A 17,238-nucleotide genomic window follows, 5' to 3' on the forward strand; every position below is an offset into this window, starting at 1 on the left:
TGGATCGACGCGGAAGCGACCACCGATATCGACCTGACGATCAACGGCACGACGCACCGGCTGGCGATCGACGCGCGCGTGACCTTGCTCGACGCGCTGCGCGAGCATCTGCACCTGACGGGCACCAAGAAGGGCTGCGATCATGGCCAGTGCGGCGCCTGTACCGTGCTGGTCGACGGCCGCCGCATCAACAGCTGCCTGACGCTGGCGGTGATGCATCAGGGCGATGCGATCACCACGATCGAAGGCATCGGCACGCCCGAGGCGCTTCACCCGCTGCAGGCGGCGTTCGTCGCGACCGACGGATTCCAGTGCGGCTATTGCACGCCGGGCCAGATCTGCTCCGCGATCGGCATGCTGGGCGAGGTGGCGGAGAACTGGCCGAGCCATGTCAGCGACGACCTTGAGGCGCCGGTGACGCTCGACGCCGCGCAGATCCGCGAGCGGATGAGCGGCAATCTGTGCCGCTGCGCCGCCTATCCGCGCATCGTGGAGGCAATCGCGCAGGTTGCCGACCAGCAGGCGGCGGAGGCGGCGGCATGATCGCGTTCGACTATATCCGCCCCGCCTCCGTCGACGCGGCGCTCGCGGCGCAGGGTGCGCGGGGGGAGGGCCGTTTCATCGCAGGGGGAACGAACCTCCTCGACCTGATGAAGCTCGGCATCGAGCGTCCGCGCCAGCTGGTCGATATCAACGGCCTTGATCTGAAGGCGATCGAGGAAACGGCGGAGGGCGGGCTGCGCATCGGCGCGCTCGTCACCAATGCCGATCTTGCCGCGCACCCCCGCGTGCGGGCGCGCTATCCCGTGCTGTCGCGCGCGATCCTCGCGGGGGCGTCGGCGCAGCTGCGCAACAAGGCGACGACCGCGGGCAATCTGCTGCAGCGCACGCGCTGCTTCTATTTCTATGACCCGGCGACGCCCTGCAACAAGCGCGAGCCGGGCAGCGGCTGCAGCGCGATCGGCGGGTTCAACCGGATCATGGCGATCCTCGGCACCTCGCCGGCCTGCATCGCCTCGCATCCGTCGGACATGGCGGTGGCGATGCGCGCGCTCGATGCGCGGGTGGAGACGGTCGGGCATGACGATGGCCCGCGCACGCTGACGCTGGAAGCGTTGTACCGGCTGCCGGGCGATACGCCGGAGCGCGAGACGATACTGGCACCGGGTGAGCTCATCACCGCGGTGACGCTGCCTCCGCCGCCGCCCGGACGCCAGAGCTATCGCAAGGTGCGCGACCGGGCGTCCTATGCCTTTGCGCTGGTGTCGGTGGCGGGGATTGTCGCGGTTGCTGACGGGCGGATCAGCCATGCCGCGCTCGCCTTCGGTGGGGTCGGGACGATGCCGTGGCGCGATCGCGCAGCGGAGGCGATGCTGGTGGGCGAGGCACCCGATCGCGCGCTGTTCGCCCGTGTCGCCGACGCGGTGCTCGCCGAGGCGCGCGGCAGCGGCGCGAACGATTTCAAGCTGCCGCTGTTCAGGCGCACGCTTGTCGCCAGCCTTGCGTCCCTTGCCCAGGAGAGTGCCCGATGAGCGCGACGATCAAGCTCGACGCGCCGTTCAGCCACAGCCTGGTCGACAACGCCGCCGATCCGCAGGTGGGGCGGCCGCTGCCGCGCGTCGATGGCCCGCGCAAGGTGGCCGGGCAGGCGCGCTATGCCGCGGAGCATTTCCCTGACCGCCTCGCGCATGGCGTGCTGCTGCGCGCGCCCGTCGGCAAGGGGCGGATCACCCGGCTGGAGGCGACGGCGGCGCGGGCGATGCCTGGGGTATTGGCGGTCGTCACCGACCCGCGGCTGATCCGCAACGGCGGCGATTTCGCCGGATCGGCCGCGCCGGTGCAGGGGGTGGAAGAGGTCGTCTATTTCGGCCAGCCGGTCGGCGTGGTGGTGGCCGAGACGTTCGAGCAGGCGCGCGCCGCCGCGCTCATGGTGACGATCAACTGCGCCGCCGACGATGACGGCGTGTTCGACATGGAAGCCGCGCTGGACCGCGCCGCGCCGCCGACCGACGACATCTTCGGCCTGTTCCTGATCCACACCGAACAGGGCGATGTGGAGGCGGCGATGGAGGCCGCGGCGCATCGCGTCGATGCGGTCTGGACCACCCCCAGCCACAGCCATTCGGCGATGGAGCCGCATGCCGCAGTCGCCACCTGGGAGGGCGACCGGCTGACGCTGGACGCATCCTATCAGTCGCCCGTCACCTCGCGCGACCAGCTTGCCACCGTGCTTGGCATCGCGCCCGAGAACGTGCGCGTTCGGTCGCCCTTCGTCGGTGGCGGTTTCGGCGGCAAGCTGGGCCTGATGCCGGAGGCCGCGGCGGCAGCGATCGCGGCGCAGCAGCTGGGCCGGCCGGTCAAGGTCGCGATGACCCGCCAGAACGTCTATGAGACGACGGGCCGCCGCCCCGCCACGCACCAGCGGCTGCGGCTGGCCGCCGACGCCGACGGCCGGCTGACCGCGATCGCGCATGAGACGATCACCGACCAGCTGGCGGGCGAGAGCTTCTTCGAGCCCGCCGGCATCGCCACGCACCTTCTGTATGCCGGGGCCAACCGCCTCGTCGATCACAAGGTGGTGCGGGTGAACAAGCTGCTGGCGGTGTCGATGCGCGCGCCGGGCGAGGCGGCGGGGCAGCTTGGGCTGGAATGCGCGATGGACGAGCTGGCCGAGCAGCTCGGTATCGACCCGGTCGATCTGCGCCTGCGTAACGAGCCGGATCGGCACCCGGAGGAGGGCATGCCCTTTTCCAGCCGCGCGCTGGTCGATTGCCTGCAGCGCGGGGCGGAGCGGTTCGGCTGGTCGAAACGCAACCGCACGCCGGGCGCGATGCGCGACGGCGAATGGCTGATCGGGCACGGCATGGCGGCATCGGTGCGCGGCAATCTGTACGGGCCGAGCGCGGCGCGCGTGTCGATCGGCGGCAACGGCCAGGTGACGATCGAGAGCGAGATGACCGACATCGGCACCGGCACCTATACGATCCTGACGCAGATCGTTGCCGATTTGCTGGGCGTGTCGTCCGACCGGGTGGAGGTGCGGCTGGGCGATACCGACAACCCGCGCAGCGCCGGGTCGGGCGGCAGCTGGGGCGCGGCCACGGCCGGGTCGGCGGTTTATGCCGCGTGCGAGGCGCTGCGTGCGCAGCTGGCGGCGGCGGCCGGTGTCCCGCTGGCGGAGGCGCGCTTTGCCGACAATGCGCTGATCGCGCGCGGCGCGCGGCATCCGCTGGCGCGGCTCGCCGGTGAGGGGATGAGCGTCGAGGGGTCGACCGAGCCCGGCGAGAACAATGCGCGCTACAGCCAGGCGGCCTATGGCGCGCATTTCTGCGAGGTGCGCGTCAATGCGGTGACCGGCGAGACGCGATTGTCCCGCTGGAACAGCGTGTTCGCTGCGGGCCGTATCTTGAACCCGCGCACCGCCACGTCGCAGGCGATCGGCGGCATCGTCTTTGGCATTGGCGCGGCGCTGACCGAGGAACTGGTCCACGACGCGCGGACCGGCAAGGTCGTCAATCGCGACCTCGGCGAATATCACGTCCCCGCGCATGCCGACATTCCCGCGATCGACGTGCTGTTCCTCGACGAGCGCGATTCCATCGCCAATCCGCTGCTCCTGAAGGGAGTGGGGGAGCTTGGCACCTGCGGATCGGGCGCGGCGGTGGCCAATGCGATCTACAATGCAACGGGTGTTCGCGTCCGGGAGTTTCCCGTGACGCTCGACAAGCTGCTGCCCGGCCTGCCGGACTGACGGCTTGTCCCTCAGCGCACAGGAGCGACGATGAAGAACAGCGGCAACACGATCCTCATCACCGGCGGCGGATCGGGGATCGGGGAGGCTCTGGCGCATCGGTTCAACGATGCCGGCAATACGGTGATCGTCGCGGGGCGGCGGCGCGCGGCGCTGGAGGCGTCGATCGCCGGCCGCGCCAACATGCATGCGATCGAGCTCGACGTGACGAGCGCGCCAGCCATCGCCGATTTCGCGCGGCGCCTGCTGGCCGAGCATCCGGACGTCAACGTTCTCGTCAACAATGCCGGCATCATGCGGATGGAGCCGCTCGACCGGGCACGCGACCTCAGCGATGCGGAGGCGACGATCACCACCAACCTGCTGGGCCCGATCCGGCTGATCGATGCGCTGATCGACCATCTGGTCGGCCAGCCCGATGCCGCGATCGTCAACGTCAGCTCCGGTCTCGCCTTCGTCCCGCTGGTCGCGACGCCGACCTATGACGCGACCAAGGCGGCGATCCATTCCTACACCGTCGCGCTGCGCCATGCGCTTGCCGGCCGGGTCGAGGTGATCGAGCTGGTGCCCCCGGCGGTGCAGACCGGGCTGACGCCGGGGCAGGAAACGCGCGAGGGGTATCTGCCGCTGGGCGCGTTCATCGATGAGGTCATGACGCTGTTCGCGCAGGACCCGACCCCGCCCGAGATCCTGGTCGAGCGGGTCGGCTTCCTGCGCGATGCCGAGCGCGAGGGGCGGTTCGACGAGGCGTTGGCGGCGCTCAACAGCCGCTAGGCGCCCCGCCGGCGGCCCCGCTAGCGTGCGCCGCGCACCCTCGCATGCCAATGGTCGTACAGCGCGGCAATGTCGCCGCTGGTCAGGATCGGCATCGCCTCCTGCAAGGCTTCGTCGGTCCAGTCCCACCAGCGCATGTCCAGGAGGCGCGCGATGTCCGCCGGTTCGAAGCGGTGGCGCAGTACGCGCGCCGGGTTGCCGCCGACGATCGCATAGGGCGCGACGTCCTTGGTCACGAGGCTGCGCGTGCCGATGACCGCGCCGTCGCCGATGGCGATGCCGGGCATGATCACCGCCTCCGACCCGATCCACACGTCGTTGCCGATGACCGTGTCGCCCGCCGGCTGGAACCCGTTCGCCGCGCCGGCAAAGCTGGGGACGTCGGGCATCCAGTAGAAGGGAAAGGTGCTGATCCAGTCGCTGCGATGCCCCTGGTTGCCGGCCATGATGAACGCCGCGCCCGATCCGATCGAGCAGAAGGAGCCGATGATCAGCCGGTCGACACCCGGATCGGGCAGTAGATAGCGGGCGCAATCGTCGAAGCCGTGGCCGTGATAATAGCCCGAATAATAGCTGTAGCGCCCGACCGAGATGTTGGGATTGGTGACCTGCTGGTCGAGCGTGATGCCCTTGAACGGGCTTTCGAAAACCTGCTGCATGGGTGAAGATCCGTAGGAAATTGGCAGAGCAACGGGGCAGGGGATCGCATGGATACCCTGCCGCGGCCGCTCCCGTCATCGACGGAAGGGCGCGATTCAGCGGCTACTCGGCGTGATCTTCATGCCGCGATCATGCGCCAGGCGCACCGCCCTGCCAACCCTCGTGCACGCAGCCGCGCCGCCGATTGACACGGGCCGGGCGGCGTGGCTCATTCGTCCTTTCGGGACAGGGCCGCGCTCGTCCCGGCATGATCATGCGAGGGAGGGGGCGCCATGTCTGCTGTCCGTGACCGGCCATCGCCTCCGTCGTGCAGCGCCGCGATCGCATCGTGACAGCGCCGCCGCCGGTGACCCTGGGTGAGGCCGTCCGCGTGTGGCTGCGCATCGCCCTTTTGTCCTTTGGCGGGCCGGCCGGGCAGATCGCAGTGATGCACCGCATCCTCGTCGACGAGAAGCGCTGGATCGGCGAGCATCGGTTCCTGCACGCGCTCAATTACTGCATGATGCTGCCCGGCCCCGAGGCGCAGCAGCTGGCGACCTATATCGGCTGGCTCCTGCACCGGACGAGGGGCGGGATCATCGCCGGCGTGCTGTTCATCCTGCCCGGCGCGATCTCGATCATGGTGCTGAGCTGGATCTATGTCCTCTACGGCCGGCTCGGCATCGTCTCGGCCTTGTTCTTCGGGTTGAAGGCGGCGGTGCTGGCGGTGGTGGTGCAGGCGGTGGTGCGCATCGGCAGCCGCGCGCTGCGCAGCGGCGCCGCGCGCGCACTGGCGGCGGCGGCCTTTGCGCTCATCTTCTTCGCCGGCGTGCCCTTTCCGCTGATCGTTCTGGGTGCCGGCATCATCGGATGGTGGTCGGCGCGACGCGGGAGCGCGGCATTCCGGGCGGGCGGCCATGGCAGCACGACGGGGACGATCGTTGCCGACGCCGACACCGTGCTGGGCGAGGAGCTGCCCGACCATGCCCGGCCCGGCTGGCGCGCGGCGGCGCGAACCGCGATCGTCTGGCTGGCCTTGTGGCTGGTGCCGGTCGCCGCGCTGATCGCGGCGCTTGGCCCCGACAATGTGTTCAGCCGCATCGCGACCTTCTTCTCCACCATGGCGATGGTGACGTTCGGCGGCGCCTATGCGGTGCTTGCCTATGTCGCGCAACAGGCGGTGGAGAGCTATGGCTGGCTGGCCCCGGGCGAGATGCTGGACGGGTTGGGACTGGCCGAAACGACACCCGGGCCGCTCATCATGGTGCTCCAGTTCGTTGGTTTCCTCGGTGCCTATCGCGATCCCGGCGTGCTGTCGCCGCTCCTCGCGGGTACGCTCGGCGGGCTGCTCGCGACCTGGGTGACGTTCGTGCCGTGCTTCCTGTGGATCTTCCTCGGCGCGCCGTTCATCGAACGGCTGCGCGGCAATGTGGCGGTGGCGGGCGCGCTTTCCGCGATCACCGCCGCGGTGGTCGGCGTCGTGCTCAACCTGGCGATCTGGTTCGCGCTCCACACGCTGTTTCGCGAGACGGCCAGTATTTCGGCGGGCCCGCTGCGCTTCGACGCGCCGGTGCTGTCCAGTATCGACCCCGCGGCGCTGGCGCTGTCGCTGGGTGCCGCTGTGGCGATCTTCGTGCTGCGGGCGGGGGTCATCACGACGCTGCTCGCAACCGCGGCGGCGGGGCTGGCGCTCTACGCCCTTGGCTGGATCCGGTAACGGGGCGGCACGGGCGGGGGCGGGCGCCCCCGCCCGCCGTTCCGGCTCAGTCCTTGAGGCTGGCGGGCACGATCCCGCCGTTCTTCTCCAGCTCGCGCATCACGGCCTTGTGCAGCCAGATGTTCATTTCCGCCGACCCGTCCTTGGCGCCGGTATAGCCAAGCTCTGTCGCCAGTTCCTTGCGGTTGGCGAGGCTGGAATCGATCCCCAGCAGCTTCATCAGGTCGACGATCGAGGTGCGCCAGTTGAGCGCGGGGCCGCCGTGCTTTGCCGCGAGATCGCTCAGCACCTTTTCAACGTCGACCGGGGCCGCGGCAGGCGCGGGGGCCGCAGCGGGCGCAGCGGCCGGCGCAGAGGTGTGCGGGGAGGTCTGCGGCGCCGGGGCGGCCTGTGGCGCGGGAGCGGCTTGCGGGGCAGGGGCGGGCTTGCCCGAGAACTGGCCACCAAGCGGCCCGCGATCGCCAAAGATCGCCTTCTTGATCGAGCCGAAGATACTCATGACCTCACTCCTGTCGTTTCGCTGCGACTGCAACGCGGCGCACGGAGGATGGTGCCCGCCCCGACCGCCCCGACCCGCTCAGCCGTCGATGCTCACCACGTCCAGCCGGCGGTCGCGGGGGAGGGTGTTCAGCGCGGGGCTTTGTTTCGATTTGTCGAACCCGGCCATGATCTGGTCGAACCGGTCGCGCACCACGCGCTCATATTCGACGTGGCTGAGGATATAGAGGTCATTGTCGCGGACCCCCTCGACCACGCGCTGGCCGACGACCAGCGGGTCGATGCCGCCCGCCATCCATTCGCGCTGCCGCTCGATATCGGCCTGGCCGTAATCCTTGTCCCGCTCGCCATAGACCGCATGCTGGCGATTGCGTCGGCCGGCATAGATGTTGGTGCTCACCAGCCCGGGGCACAGCACCGAAACGCCGATGTTGCGGGGGGCAAGCTGCTGGCGCCAGCCCTCGCTCATCGCCACCACGGCGAACTTGCTGGCACAATAGGGCTCCATCCCCGCCGGGCTGATCAGCCCCGCCATCGAGGCGGTGTTGACGATGTGCCCGCCCTCGCCGTGGCTTTCGATCAGCGGCACGAACACCTCGACACCATAGACCACGCCCTTCAAATTGACGTCGATCACCCAGTCCCAGTCGCCCTCCGGCACGCTGCCCAGCGCACCGCCCGCGCCGACCCCGGCGTTGTTGGCGATGAGGTGGACCTTGCCGAAGCGGGCGATCGTCTCGATCGCGCCCTTGCGCACCGAATCGCGGCTCGTGACGTCGACCTGCACCCATTCGGCGCGGATTTGGCGTGCGCGCAGCTCCTCCACCTTCCGCTGCGCGGCCTCGGCCTCGATGTCGGCGATCATGATGTTCATGCCGTCGCGCCCGAGCGCCTCGGCCATGGCGAAGCCCAGCCCGCTCGCGCCCCCGGTGATGAACGCGGTCTTTCCACGCAGGTCCTTCATGGCATCTCTCCCGATACCCGTCCTTTGCGGACGGTGTTGTCGCGCGTGATGCTAGGTGCTTCGCCGGCGCGGCGCCAGCCAGCGCGTGCGGCGGCGTCGGGAGATGGGGGGAGGGTGCTACCCGAAGGCGCATATGCGCGTTGAGCCGGCATGACCGACACGATCGAGGATCTTCACCGCCGGATGGAGGAGGCAGCGCACGCGCTCGATTTCGAGGAGGCGCGTCGTCTGCGTGATCGCATCAACCTGATCCGCGGCGGCGCGAGCGGTGACGAGGCCGCGCGGGCCGACACCTCCGGCCTCGCGCGGCAGCAGCCGGGCGCGATGGGCCTCGGCACCAGCCGGCAGCGCCCCGTGCCGCCGCCCGGATGGAAACCGCCGCCCAAGCCCGATCTGATGACCTCCGGCAGCAAGGCGCCGCGCGGATCAGCGCCGAAAATCCCGCCGCTCAGGAACGACAAGAAGAGGTGACGGTATTACCGGCGTGCATATACTTTAAGATATGTTAAACTTGCGCCGGCTATATTAGGCCGCCACTTCCGCTTCTTCCCCTGTGAAAGATTACAACATAATGACGGACAATTCCCCCTATGACGGGACGCTCGACACGATTGATTTTGCGGTTCAGCTGACGACCGCATGGCTGTCGAATCCCAGCACGCGCGCGTCGGAGGATGATGTGCTGGCCTTTCTCCAGAACATGCATCGCGCGGTCGATGATCTTTCGGGACCAAAGGAAACCGAGGAGCCGTCGGAAGCAACGCTCGACTATATTCCCGCCGTGTCGGTCAGAAAGTCGCTCGCTTCGCCGGACCACATCCTGTCGATGATCGACGGCAAACCCTATCGCACGCTGCGGCGCCATCTTGCCGGCCACGGATTGACGCCGGAGGAATATCGCGCGCGTTACGGGCTGAAGCCAGATTATCCGATGGTCGCGGCCAGCTATTCGGAAGCGCGCCGTGCGATGGCGAAGAAGATCGGGCTCGGCCGCAAGGCCGGCAAGACGGCAGAGGGCGCGACCGCGCCGAAGCCGCGCGCCAAGCGGGGCTGACGCCAAGCGGCGGATCGGGCAGCCCGGGCGCCGGTCGCGTCCGGCCTGCCCGGCGTTATCGGACGCAGACCTGCCGCGGGATCATCGTCATGCTGCCATCGCTGGTGATGGGGCGCATTTCGGTGCGCGTCCTGGTGCAGGGGCGACCATGTTTGTCGGTGGGGGGTGCATTGCGCTTTGCCCGCAAGGCGGCGCGCGCCTCCGGGCATACCCGGGTGCGGACCCATTCCTCTGCGACTGCCTTGCCCTTTGTCCGCACGCGGAAGCGATAGCGCGATCCATATTGCTTCTGATCCGTCGCAGGCAGCGTGGCGAAGGATGAGCAGCGCGGCGGCGACGGAGCCGGTGCGGCGAGGAGCATCAGGGCAAGGGTCGTGATCATCGGCACCTCTTCATGCGGGAATGAAGCTGGTAGGGAAGACGCATGAGCGGCGCGATAGTCGCCGCGCGCCTCGAGGACCGTGTTGCCTGCCGTTTTCCGGCGTTCGCCTGACGGGTTGCGGGCGGCGACCCGTCACCGCGGCGGCGCGGGCGCCGCGACCGGGGCGTCGCCGGGAGGAGGCGCCGGGAGCGGCTCAACGTCGGGCGGCGGGTTTTCGGTGGCGACCGCCGGCGGCGCTTGGACGACCGTCTCCGGCGTGGAGGCACCCCCCGCTGGCGCCTCGATGACTGTTTCCGGCATGACGGCGCCTGCTGCCGGTGCCTCGATGACCGTTTCCGGCATGACCGCGCCCGCTGCCGGTGCCTCGATCACGCCTTCCGCCATGGCTGCGCCCGCGGCAGGCGCCTCGATGACGGTCTCTGGCGTTGCGGTGCCGACGGCCGGCATGTCGCCGCCGACCGGCGCGGCCACGCCGACCGCCGCCACCGCAGCCGGTGGCTCCTCCGGTGGCAGCGACGCCTTATAATAATCGCGCCACTTGTCGTAGGCGGCGAAAAACTCGACGAACGGCCGGTCCAGCCGCAGCAGGGATTCACGCGCAAAGGCGGGCAGATCAGCCTCGGCGACCTGGCCTACCTTCGCCACCTCCTCGCGGGCCACCGCGCAGAACGCCTGGCGGACCGCCGGCCGGGCATAGAAATTGTAGATACGCGTCTGGTTGTCGTCATAGACGCGCTGCCAGTCCCACCAGCCGGGCGCCTGCCATTCGCGGATATAGGCCTTGTAATAGCGATCGATCGCGGCCGCCTGGGTCGTGACCCACGCGCTGTACAGTTCCGCGACCCCGCCGCCCGCCTGGTCGCATCCGAGTGCCGCGACATTCAACGCATTGCGCAAATGCCAGACCGCGGCCTGATCGGTATTGTCCAGATTGGGCGTGAAATACTTTCCGTCGGTGGTGCGCTTGGGCGGGATCTTCATCCCGATATAGCCGCCCGCCGGCATGACGGGGGGCGGCGGCGTCACCGTGGGGACCACGGCCGGCGGCTGCACAGGCGCGGGCGCCGTCGCACAGCCCGACAGCGCGATCGCCATCCCGCCCAGCAATCCCCAGCCAAGGTTCGCACGTACCGTCATCATCTCGCCCGAATAATCATCAGCAGCGCGCCTATGCCGCGCCGGCTGAACATCACAAATATGACCGACCTTCATTCGTCCCTTCATCCGCGGCGCCCGCTCGTCAACTGTGGTCGCGGCCGACCGAGCCGGCACCCGGTTGACGAGGCGGGGCAGCAGCGCGGCGGCGCGAAGGTCTGGTCGACGGCGTGGTCATGAACGGTCTCCTGCGCGCCCACAACGCACGAGCCGGAGGAAAGTGGCTGGGACTGTTGCGTGCCGGCCTGCGCTGGCAGAAAACGCGCCATGGCGGACGGGGAATTGATCAACTATCACAGGCGGATGCTCGCACGGTTGATCCCGCTCGCTGCTCTCATGCTGACCGGCTGCCTGACAGGGGAGAACGTCGGGCGCGGCAGCGATCTTCGCGCGCCGGACGATGCGAAGCGGACATTCGCCAGCTGTCCGGGCGCGGACGCGCTGGCGACCGCGACGGACGTGTCATGGGCGCCGCAGGCCAGCCGTCTCGCCGAGCATCGGGCGCTTCGCACGCGCATGAAGATACCGCTGCCGGAAGGCACCAGCCGCATCCTGTTCTGGTCGTCGGGCACGCACCACACCAGCTTCGACTTCAGCGTCATTGCCGTACGCGACGCGCAGGGCCAGTGGCGGACGAGCGGTATCGGTGAACAGGGGCCGGGGCTTCCGTCGATCGCGCCACGTCCGGCTCTGACGCTCGAGCGCGACCTGTCGGTGGACGAGGGCCGCGCGCTGGACCGCGCCCTCGCGGACCCCTGCCTCTACGCCTCGCCAACATTCCAGCGAAACCCGGGGATCGTGGCGGGGGGTGCCATTCAGACGATGGAGATCGAAACGCCGCAGCGTCGCTGGACGGGCAGCTGGGCCGGCATCCGCACGCCGCAACAGGCGTCGGTCGTCAACCTGATTACGGAATGACCGGCTGATCACGCTATGACCGGGTCGGCGCAGCAATCCAGCCGATTATTGACCGTTCAATGACGTCCGATTGCGGGGCACAGGCTTTCCGCGTGTGTCACAGCTGCTTCTGCATCCGGATCAGCGGTATCGCAATCCCGTCGACGACTGCCTCCACCTTCTCGACGGGGACATAGCCGGCGGTGGCATAGAGACGCTCGCCGCTCAACGTCGCCATCAACTCGACACTGGCAAAGCCGTGGCGGGCAGCGGCCCTTTCGCATCCGTCCAGGATCAGCCGCCCAATTCCCTGCCGCGCGAAATCGGGGTCGGTGTACATCGCCCGGATCTTCGCGGGGTCGCGCGCGGGATCGAGCAGTGCGGGATTGCGCAGGCTGGTGCTGTGATCGCCACCGTACAGCGTCGCCCTGTTGCTCCACCCGCCGCAGCCCGCGATGATCCCATCACGCACTGCGATCAGATAGGTGCCATCCTCGATCAGCTGGGTGTCCAGCCCCATGATCGCGTGACTGGCGGCGACCTGCTCAGGGGTGAGCAGGCCGGTCTGCAAGGCGTCAATCGCCCGCTTCATCAGCCTTTCGAGTGCCGGGAGGTCGGCGTTGGTTGCCCATCGCGTGTCGAAGGCAGTGTTGGTCGTTGGGGTCATGTCATGCCTTGCAGGTCTCGTCCGCCGCGACCTATCTCATGGCTGCCGCCCGTGTCAGCCACGATTGCCTGAGCCGCGGTCGTTCCGGGCGGACGCCCGGAACGACGATGGCGGCATTCAGGCTAGGCGCGCGACTTGATCCAGTCGTTCACGCGGCGCTCCAGGATCGACAAGGGCTGCGATCCCGACGCGATCAGCAGGTCGTGGAAGCCCTTGATGTCGAACTTCGGCCCCAGCGCGGCCTCCGCCTTGCGGCGCAGCTCGACGATCTTGAGCATGCCGATCTTGTAGCCGGTCGCCTGCCCCGGGAGCGTGATGTAGCGGCGCACTTCCGACCGCGCCTTTTCGATCGGCTGCCGGCCCGTCTTGTGCAGATAGTCGACCGCCTGATCCTCGGTCCAGCCGAGCGCGTGGATGCCGGTGTCCACCACCAGCCGCGCGGCGCGGAACAGCTCGGCATCGAGGCGCATGAAATCGGCCGCAATGTCGGGGAAGGCGTTCATTTCCTTGCACATCGCCTCGGCATACAGGCCCCAGCCTTCGCCGAACGCGACATAGCCGGTGACCGAGCGGAACTTGGGTCCGCCCTTCTGCCGGACCTGGATGTCGCCCTGCATGTTGTGGCCGGGGATCGCCTCGTGACACATCAGCGTGTACATCGCGGCGGGATCTTCCTGGTTGCCGACCATGTGCACATAGGTGCGCGCCGGGCGCGACCCGTCCGGGCTGGGCGCCGAGGCATGTGCCGCGCCGCCGGGTACTTCGCTGAACGACGGCTCGCGCACGACCTCGATGCGATATTCCGGCAGGGTGCCGAAGTAATTGGGCAGCAGCGTGCGAGTGCGGGCGACGAACGCATTGGCGTTGGCGAGATATTCCGCGCGCGAGGCGTCGGTCCACGGCCGCGAGGGGAAGAGGCGGGCGCGCTCGGCATAATAAGCCTGGCGGTCCTTCAGCCCGGCCTTGCGCGCCAGCGCGTCCTGCTCCGCCTCGATCCGCGCGACTTCCGACCGGCCGATCGCGTGGATCTGGTCGGCGGTATAATCGGTCGTGGTGTTGAGCTTCAGCTCATCGGCGTAGAAGGCCGCGCCGCCGGGCAGCGAGACCGCGCCGACGCGGCCGCTGGGCGCGGTCGGCAGCGCGCTTTTCGCCCAGGCGATCACGCGGCCATAGGCGGGCTGCAGCGCGAGGATCGCGGTGCGCGCCTCTTCCAGCAGCGTGTCGGCCTGCGCGCGGTCAAGCTTGCCGGCGGCGACCAGCTTTTCCGTCTTGGCCTTGACGTCGGCCCATAGCGCGACGTCCGGCCCGGTGCCGAAGGGCGCGCCCTGGGTCAGCTTCTCGCTGCCGGCGATGATCGTCTCGATCTGGAAGCGCGGCACGCGGATGCCGGCGGCCTCGCTCGCGCGGGTCCGCTCGATCGCGACATCGAGCACGGCGGGCAGGCCGCGCAGCCGGGCGATGTAGTTCCTAAGGTCGGTCACATCGGCGACGGCATGGGTGTTGATCAGGAAATCGGGCAGCTGGCTGTGCGTCGAATAAAGGCGCGAATAGAGCGGCGGCTTGAACCGCCGGTTGGCGTTGGCCATCGCCGCACGCTCGGCCTCGAGCAGCCAGATGTCGTAATTGACCTGCGCCTGCGGGGACAGTTTGGCGCGGTCGAACCCTGCCTTCAGCCGCGCGGCGCTGGCCTGCCGCCACGCGACAAAGGCGTCGGCGGCGGAATCGCTGATGTCGTTCCACCGGTCCCCGCCGTCCTTCAGCCCCAGCCGGGTCGCGGTTTGCGGCTGGAACTTCAGCATCTCGGCGAATTCGGCGTCGAGGAAGGCGGTAAGCCGCGCGTCCTCGGCGTTGGCGGATGTCGCCGCCGGCGTCTGCGCGGCAGCCGGCAGGGCCAGTCCGCTGGTGGCGAGGGAGGCGATCGCAGTGGCAAGGAGGAAGGGCTGCACAATGGCTCCTATCAAGGGTGGCAAGGCTTAGGGTCGGTCAGTCGATCGCTGGCGGCGCTCACTTCTTCGCGGTCAGCGCGGCGCCGAGCTCGGCCGACTTCGCATCGCGCAGCGCGCCGCACAGGCGGATCCCCTCCAGCGTGCGCTCGTAATCGAGCACGCCGGCACCTGCTTCGCGGATCTTGCCGCCGACCGCGGCATCGATGCGCGCCGCACGATCGGCGCCGCATTGCGTGGCGAAGGATTGCGCGAGGCGGCCGGCGAAGATGCCGTTGGCATTGCCCAGCAGCGTATCGATATTCTCGACGATCCAGTCGCCGGTCATCGCGCTGGAGCCCCGTGCCTGCGCCAGCCGCAGCAGCATCGTCGCCCGCTCGAGCGAGCGAAGCCGCGCATCGCCGAAGCCGAGCGCCCAGGTGGCGATTTCCGGCTGGCCGCTGTCGGCGACCGCGGTCAGCGCGGCGCTGCGCACCACCGGGTCCTCGCTGGTGAGGCCAAGGTCCATGATCTTCTTGGCCGCGGGGAGGCCGCCCTGCCCGACGATCGCGGCGAAGCCATCGGCAAGATAGGTCGGGTCGAGCGCGGCCTTGTCGCCCGCGATGTAGCGCTGCGCCGCGGCGGACAGCTTCGCCAGCACCGCCTTGTCCTCCGCCTCATGCGCCAGCAGCGAGACGAGGTCGGCGCGCAGCTTCTGCCGGTCGGGATCGTCGCTGGCATAGGCGCCCGCCGCCGGATCGAAGCCGAGCGCGGCGAGGCGCGGCGCAAAGGTACGGTCGAGATAGGCGCGATACGCCGGCACGGCGGCGGCAGGGATCACGCCCCGGCGATTGAGCCCGGCAAGCCGCTGCGCCCCGTCGAGTGCAGCGTTGGAATCAGCGTTGGCCGCAAGCGCCGCGGTGCCGGCCAGCAGGCGAGGCGCATCCATCCGGCCGGCGCGGAACGCCGCCCACAGGCTGTCGCTGGCGGCGATCGCCTCCGCGCCCGACATCGACGGGAACGTTGCGATCAGGCGGTCCCAGTCGGCCGGCTCCAGATCGAAGCGGTAATAGCCGGTGCCGCCCGCGTTGGGCATCAGCGCGGCATTGCCGGCCGGCGCGTCGATCACCGCCGACGGGCCGTCGATCAACGTGCACTTCCGTGTCGCCGCGACGCTGTAGCAGAACGGCACCGTCCAGCGCGTCGGTTGCGGCGTCTGGCCGATGAAGGTGTAGCGCGACTGGCTGGCGACCAGGCGGTTGCCGTCGCGCTTCAGCGTGATCAGCGGCACGCCCTGCTGGTCGACGAAGCTCTGCATCGCCGTCACCACGCGCGGGTCCTGCGCCGCATCGGCCAGGCTCTTGAAGAAGTCGGCGGTCGCGGCGTTGCCATAGGCATGGCGCTTGAGGTGCAGGCGCACGCCGTCGCGGAACTTCTCGTCCCCCAGATAGCCGGCGATCATCGCGATCACATGGCCGCCCTTGCCATAAGTGATGCTGTCGAAGGCGGAATCGATGTTCGCATTCTCGGTGATCGGCTCATGGATCGGCCGCCCGACGGTGAGCGAATCCGTGTTCATCGCGGAGAAGCCATCCTCCAGCCCGCCGACGCCGATGTTCAGCTCCGGCCGCCATTCGCCACCAATGCGGAAACCCATCCAGTTGGCGAAGCTTTCGTTCAGCCACAGGTCGTCCCACCAGACAGGGGAGACGAGGTCGCCGAACCATTGGTGGGCAAGCTCATGCGCCACCACCATGCCGAACACCTTCTTCTGCGACACCGGCGCATCGGGCGCGAGCGCGATGATCCCGTCGCCGTAAATGTCGGCCCCGGCATTCTCCATCGCGCCCGGCATGATCGGGGAGCCGATCTGGTCCAGCTTGGGGAAGGGGAAGGGGGTGCCGAAATATTGCTCCAGCAGCGTCACGATGCGCGGCGTTTCCGCCTGCACATAGGCTGTCCGGTCCTTCAGCGGCTGGGTGACGGCGATGCCGAGCGGCAGCGGCTCGGCACGCTCCGGCGTCGGCGCGATCGCCGCGGTCTCGTGCACGAACGGGCCGGTGACCAGCGCGACCAGATAGGTGGGCAGCGGGCGCGTGGGGGCGAACTGGTGCTTCTCCAGCCCGCCGACCCGGGTCACGCCCTGCTCGGGCGCATTGGTGATCGCCTTGGAGCCGGGGTCGGTGGTGATCGAGATGGTGAAGGGCGTCTTGAACCCGGGCTCGTCGAAGCCGGGGAAGGCGGCGCGCGCGTCGATCGACTGGAATTGCGTCCAGCTATACCATTGGTCGCCGACCTTGACGCGGTAGAGGCCCGACGCGCTGTCGCCGAAGCTGCCGGTCCAGTCGAACACCAGCGTTACGGCGCCGGCAGGCACCGGCTGCGCGAAGTCGAGCCGCGCGGTGCCCGTCTTGTCGACCTGCGTGAAGGTGGCCGGGATCGTCCGTCCGCCGACGCGCGCCGATGCCTTTACCTTGAGGTCGCGGCCGTGGAGGTAGAGCCGGCTGGTCGGCGCCTTCACCATCACGTCGATCTCGCCATGGCCGGAAAAGTCCGGCTTGCTCGGCTGGATCGTGAAATCGAGCCGGTACGCCTTGGGCATGGCGGCGTCCGACAACCGCCCCTTGGGCGCGGCGGGGTCGGCGGCGATCGTGGGAGCAGCGGTGGCCGCCGGGGCTGCGGTCTGCGCGCCGGCGGTGGTTGCCAGCAGGGACAGTGTCGTCGCGAGAAGGATGGCGCGCATGAAGGCTCCGAAAACCAGTTCCACGCAACCGGTACGGCGCGCCGCGACGCGCAGCAAGTATCCGTCGCAACGACG

At 68.9% G+C, this 17,238-nt stretch carries 16 protein-coding genes; 8 read left to right on the plus strand and 8 right to left on the minus strand.

Translation table 11 applies throughout. From position 1 onward, the window contains the following. Positions 1-27: 27 nt before the first annotated feature. The 4 genes from CA236_RS15240 to CA236_RS15255 are packed head-to-tail and all read left to right on the plus strand — an operon-like array spanning position 28 to position 4,525. Positions 28-543, plus strand: coding sequence for a 2Fe-2S iron-sulfur cluster-binding protein (locus CA236_RS15240; protein ID WP_231621852.1), 516 nt, complete (start codon positions 28-30; stop codon positions 541-543). Further along, entirely contained in the window at positions 540-1,532 is a 993-nt protein-coding gene (locus CA236_RS15245; RefSeq protein ID WP_125946226.1) for a xanthine dehydrogenase family protein subunit M, read from the plus strand. Before CA236_RS15240 ends, CA236_RS15245 begins: the two co-directional genes overlap by 4 nt. Beyond that, on the plus strand, positions 1,529-3,751 hold the full coding sequence (locus tag CA236_RS15250; protein WP_125946227.1) for a xanthine dehydrogenase family protein molybdopterin-binding subunit: 2,223 nt from the start codon (positions 1,529-1,531) through the stop codon (positions 3,749-3,751). The genes CA236_RS15245 and CA236_RS15250 overlap by 4 nt, the downstream gene beginning before the upstream one ends. Before the next feature lie 30 nt (positions 3,752-3,781). Beyond that, complete coding sequence (locus CA236_RS15255) at positions 3,782-4,525, plus strand: SDR family oxidoreductase (RefSeq protein WP_125946228.1); 744 nt, start codon at positions 3,782-3,784, stop codon at positions 4,523-4,525. Between the two features lie 20 nt (positions 4,526-4,545). Here the strand turns inward: CA236_RS15255 and catB are convergent, their stop codons facing one another. Further along, the gene (gene catB / locus CA236_RS15260) at positions 4,546-5,184 is read right to left on the minus strand and encodes a type B chloramphenicol O-acetyltransferase (RefSeq protein ID WP_125946229.1); all 639 of its coding nucleotides are present in this window, start codon (positions 5,182-5,184) and stop codon (positions 4,546-4,548) included. A gap of 308 nt (positions 5,185-5,492) precedes the next feature. Between catB and chrA the strand changes: the two genes are divergently transcribed. Further along, the gene (gene chrA / locus CA236_RS15265) at positions 5,493-6,881 is read left to right on the plus strand and encodes a chromate efflux transporter (protein ID WP_125946230.1); all 1,389 of its coding nucleotides are present in this window, start codon (positions 5,493-5,495) and stop codon (positions 6,879-6,881) included. 46 nt (positions 6,882-6,927) lie between these two features. Here the strand turns inward: chrA and CA236_RS15270 are convergent, their stop codons facing one another. Together CA236_RS15270 and CA236_RS15275 are read right to left on the minus strand one after the other, a co-directional pair. After that, positions 6,928-7,380: a DUF3597 domain-containing protein gene (locus CA236_RS15270; protein WP_125946231.1), complete on the minus strand. Its 453-nt coding sequence runs from the start codon at positions 7,378-7,380 to the stop codon at positions 6,928-6,930. A gap of 78 nt (positions 7,381-7,458) precedes the next feature. Further along, positions 7,459-8,343, minus strand: coding sequence for an SDR family NAD(P)-dependent oxidoreductase (locus CA236_RS15275; protein ID WP_125946232.1), 885 nt, complete (start codon positions 8,341-8,343; stop codon positions 7,459-7,461). A 150-nt stretch (positions 8,344-8,493) separates the two neighbouring features. Here CA236_RS15275 and CA236_RS15280 point away from each other — a divergent pair, with 150 nt between their 5' ends. Further along, a complete protein-coding gene (locus tag CA236_RS15280; RefSeq protein WP_125946233.1) occupies positions 8,494-8,814 on the plus strand; it encodes a UvrB/UvrC motif-containing protein in 321 nt (106 codons plus the stop codon). Between the two features lie 100 nt (positions 8,815-8,914). Then, positions 8,915-9,397: a MucR family transcriptional regulator gene (locus CA236_RS15285; RefSeq protein WP_125946234.1), complete on the plus strand. Its 483-nt coding sequence runs from the start codon at positions 8,915-8,917 to the stop codon at positions 9,395-9,397. 55 nt (positions 9,398-9,452) lie between these two features. Here the strand turns inward: CA236_RS15285 and CA236_RS15290 are convergent, their stop codons facing one another. Together CA236_RS15290 and CA236_RS15295 are read right to left on the minus strand one after the other, a co-directional pair. Then, a complete protein-coding gene (locus tag CA236_RS15290; protein WP_125946235.1) occupies positions 9,453-9,779 on the minus strand; it encodes a hypothetical protein in 327 nt (108 codons plus the stop codon). A gap of 132 nt (positions 9,780-9,911) precedes the next feature. After that, on the minus strand, positions 9,912-10,991 hold the full coding sequence (locus CA236_RS15295; RefSeq protein ID WP_125946236.1) for a hypothetical protein: 1,080 nt from the start codon (positions 10,989-10,991) through the stop codon (positions 9,912-9,914). A gap of 210 nt (positions 10,992-11,201) precedes the next feature. On the opposite strand from CA236_RS15295, the gene CA236_RS15300 reads away from it, so the two are divergent. Then, positions 11,202-11,852: a hypothetical protein gene (locus tag CA236_RS15300; RefSeq protein ID WP_164518962.1), complete on the plus strand. Its 651-nt coding sequence runs from the start codon at positions 11,202-11,204 to the stop codon at positions 11,850-11,852. A 97-nt stretch (positions 11,853-11,949) separates the two neighbouring features. Here the strand turns inward: CA236_RS15300 and CA236_RS15305 are convergent, their stop codons facing one another. The 3 genes from CA236_RS15305 to CA236_RS15315 all read right to left on the minus strand — a co-directional run bounded on the left by CA236_RS15305 (position 11,950) and on the right by CA236_RS15315 (position 17,163). Beyond that, entirely contained in the window at positions 11,950-12,498 is a 549-nt protein-coding gene (locus CA236_RS15305) for a GNAT family N-acetyltransferase (RefSeq protein WP_125946238.1), read from the minus strand. 122 nt (positions 12,499-12,620) lie between these two features. After that, positions 12,621-14,444 (minus strand): DUF885 domain-containing protein, encoded by a 1,824-nt coding sequence (locus CA236_RS15310; protein WP_241212697.1) that lies wholly within the window; start codon positions 14,442-14,444, stop codon positions 12,621-12,623. Between the two features lie 58 nt (positions 14,445-14,502). After that, on the minus strand, positions 14,503-17,163 hold the full coding sequence (locus CA236_RS15315; protein ID WP_164518963.1) for a M1 family metallopeptidase: 2,661 nt from the start codon (positions 17,161-17,163) through the stop codon (positions 14,503-14,505). Positions 17,164-17,238 lie beyond the last annotated feature (75 nt).

This window comes from Sphingomonas sp. ABOLG (genome assembly GCF_003950435.1).
Lineage (GTDB): Bacteria > Pseudomonadota > Alphaproteobacteria > Sphingomonadales > Sphingomonadaceae > Sphingomonas > Sphingomonas panaciterrae.

Coding starts and splice junctions, on each gene's coding strand:
- CA236_RS15280 (WP_125946233.1), top strand. CDS start 8,494: ATGACCGACACGATCGAGGATCTTCACCGCCGGATGGAGGAGGCAGCG.
- CA236_RS15275 (WP_125946232.1), bottom strand. CDS start 8,343: ATGAAGGACCTGCGTGGAAAGACCGCGTTCATCACCGGGGGCGCGAGC.
- CA236_RS15270 (WP_125946231.1), bottom strand. CDS start 7,380: ATGAGTATCTTCGGCTCGATCAAGAAGGCGATCTTTGGCGATCGCGGG.
- CA236_RS15285 (WP_125946234.1), top strand. CDS start 8,915: ATGACGGACAATTCCCCCTATGACGGGACGCTCGACACGATTGATTTT.
- CA236_RS15255 (WP_125946228.1), top strand. CDS start 3,782: ATGAAGAACAGCGGCAACACGATCCTCATCACCGGCGGCGGATCGGGG.
- CA236_RS15245 (WP_125946226.1), top strand. CDS start 540: ATGATCGCGTTCGACTATATCCGCCCCGCCTCCGTCGACGCGGCGCTC.
- CA236_RS15250 (WP_125946227.1), top strand. CDS start 1,529: ATGAGCGCGACGATCAAGCTCGACGCGCCGTTCAGCCACAGCCTGGTC.
- CA236_RS15300 (WP_164518962.1), top strand. CDS start 11,202: ATGGCGGACGGGGAATTGATCAACTATCACAGGCGGATGCTCGCACGG.
- CA236_RS15315 (WP_164518963.1), bottom strand. CDS start 17,163: ATGCGCGCCATCCTTCTCGCGACGACACTGTCCCTGCTGGCAACCACC.
- CA236_RS15290 (WP_125946235.1), bottom strand. CDS start 9,779: ATGATCACGACCCTTGCCCTGATGCTCCTCGCCGCACCGGCTCCGTCG.
- CA236_RS15305 (WP_125946238.1), bottom strand. CDS start 12,498: ATGACCCCAACGACCAACACTGCCTTCGACACGCGATGGGCAACCAAC.
- catB (WP_125946229.1), bottom strand. CDS start 5,184: ATGCAGCAGGTTTTCGAAAGCCCGTTCAAGGGCATCACGCTCGACCAG.
- CA236_RS15295 (WP_125946236.1), bottom strand. CDS start 10,991: ATGAAGGTCGGTCATATTTGTGATGTTCAGCCGGCGCGGCATAGGCGC.